The sequence below is a fragment of the Occallatibacter sp. genome, from assembly GCF_049802275.1.
Taxonomy (GTDB): domain Bacteria; phylum Acidobacteriota; class Terriglobia; order Terriglobales; family Acidobacteriaceae; genus Telmatobacter.
Genome location: NZ_JBARMD010000272.1, coordinates 1 through 1,952, shown reverse-complemented (window position 1 = coordinate 1,952; position 1,952 = coordinate 1). Strand labels below are relative to the sequence as shown.

The window sequence follows — 1,952 nt, the reverse complement described above, 5'->3', positions numbered from 1 at the left end:
GTTGCTTGTTCATCTCGGCCTGGCGAGCTAGTTCGGCTGCGGCTCCGCCATCCCCTTCTAGCGCAGGCAGGCTTTTTGCGTAGTTGAGGGCGATTGGGCCGGCACTGAATCCGCCGAAGATGCAACTAACGAGGGAATTTGCGCCGAGACGGTTTGCGCCGTGGTATTGATACTCGCACTCGCCTGCGGCGAAGAGACCGGGGATGTTGGTCATCTGGTTGAAGTCAACCCAAAGGCCGCCCATGGTGTAGTGCATACCTGGGAAGATCTTCATCGGGACTTCGCGCGGATCGTCGCCGACGAACTTCTCGTAGATTTCGAGGATGCCTTCGAGTTTGCGATTCAGCGTTTCGCGGTCGATGTGGGTGAGGTCGAGGTAGACCATGGGCTGGCCGTCGATGCCGAGGCCGTGCTCATAGACGATTTTGTGAATGGCGCGGGTGGCGACGTCGCGGGGAACGAGGTTGCCGTATTTCGGATACCACTCTTCGAGGAAGTAGAAGCGATCGGACTCGGGAATCTGCTTGATGGGGCGCTTGTCGCCGGGAGTGCGTGGAACCCAGACGCGGCCACCTTCGCCACGGGCTGACTCGGACATGAGGCGGAGCTTGTCTTCGCCGGGTATGGACGTGGGATGGACTTGAATGAATTCGCCGTTGGCGTAGAAGGCGCCCTGCTGGAAGACAGCGGATTGCGCAGATCCGGTGCAGACGACGGAGTTGGTGCTCTTGCCGAAGAGCGCGCCTACGCCGCCGGTGGCGAGGATGACTGCGTCGGCGGGGAATGCGCGGAGTTCCATGGTGCGGAGGTTCATCGCAGTGATGCCGCGGCAGACGCCTTTGGAGTCGATGATGGAGGAGAGAAATTCCCAGCCTTCGTACTTTTTGACTTTGCCGTCGGACTCGTAGCGGCGGACCTGCTCGTCGAGCGCGTAGAGGAGTTGCTGGCCGGTGGTCGCTCCAGCAAAGGCGGTGCGGTGATAGAGAGTGCCACCGAAGCGGCGGAAATCTAGAAGACCTTCAGGGGTGCGGTTGAAGGGAACGCCCATGCGATCGAGCAAGTCGATGATGGCTGGGGCGGCTTCACACATCGCCTTGACGGGTGTCTGGTTGGCGAGGAAGTCGCCGCCATAGATGGTGTCGTCGAAGTGCTTGTCGGTAGTGTCGCCTTCGCCTTTGAGATTCTTGGCAGCGTTGATACCGCCCTGGGCGCAGACCGAGTGGGATCGTTTGACGGGGACGATGGAGAACAGGTCGACGTTTCCGCCTGCCTCTGCGATTTTGATGACTGCTGCGAGCCCGGCCAAACCTCCGCCAACTACGATGATTCTGGGTGCTGCCATTGTTTCCTTTCTCAAAAGCCAGCTACTAGCTTCTAGCGCCTAGCCAGAAGCCAAAAAACGAAATATTAGGAACCAGTGGGGATTGGCGGGGTGAAGCGAAGAGGCGCCGCTACCCGGTTCCAAAAATTGATTTGGCCAATGGCCATTGTCAGGAACGCAATTTCGCGTTCAGAAAAATGCGCTGAGACACGTGTGTATGTTTCGTCGTCGATGTGGTGACTGGCGAGGAGAGTGACGCGTTCGGCCCAGTCGAGGGCGACGCGTTCGCGCGGTGAGTAGATGCCGGCTTCGCGCCTGGCAGCGAGCGGGTCAAGTTTGGCTGCGGGGACGTTGAGCTTGCGGGCGTCGTTGAGGTGGTATTGCACGCAGAAAGCGCAACCGTTGAGTTGCGAGACGCGGATCTTGAGGATTTCGATGAGATCGGGCTCGATGCCGGATTTGCGGAGGGCGTGGCTGATGGCGGCCATGCCGGTGCCTATTTCAGGGACGATGTCCTGGAAGGCCTTGTAATCGATACGCGCGTTGGTGGTTGCGGTGCTCGGCATTGATGCTTTGTCCGGGGTTGAAGCCCTTTTGTTTTGTGGCTGGATTCAGAGGCTGAAGGCCTCTG

Annotated in this window: 2 protein-coding genes; both read right to left on the bottom strand. The window is 59.3% G+C overall.

Going from position 1 to position 1,952, the window contains the following annotated elements; genetic code table 11:
• A partial coding sequence (gene sdhA / locus WA354_RS09455) for a succinate dehydrogenase (quinone) flavoprotein subunit (RefSeq protein WP_472812761.1) occupies nucleotides 1-1,342 on the bottom strand: 1,342 nt, incomplete at its 3' end.
• A 65-nt stretch (nucleotides 1,343-1,407) separates the two neighbouring features.
• Nucleotides 1,408-1,887 (bottom strand): carboxymuconolactone decarboxylase family protein, encoded by a 480-nt coding sequence (locus WA354_RS09450; protein WP_472812760.1) that lies wholly within the window; start codon nucleotides 1,885-1,887, stop codon nucleotides 1,408-1,410.
• Nucleotides 1,888-1,952: the final 65 nt, after the last annotated feature.

Coding starts and splice junctions, on each gene's coding strand:
- WA354_RS09450 (WP_472812760.1), bottom strand. CDS start 1,887: ATGCCGAGCACCGCAACCACCAACGCGCGTATCGATTACAAGGCCTTC.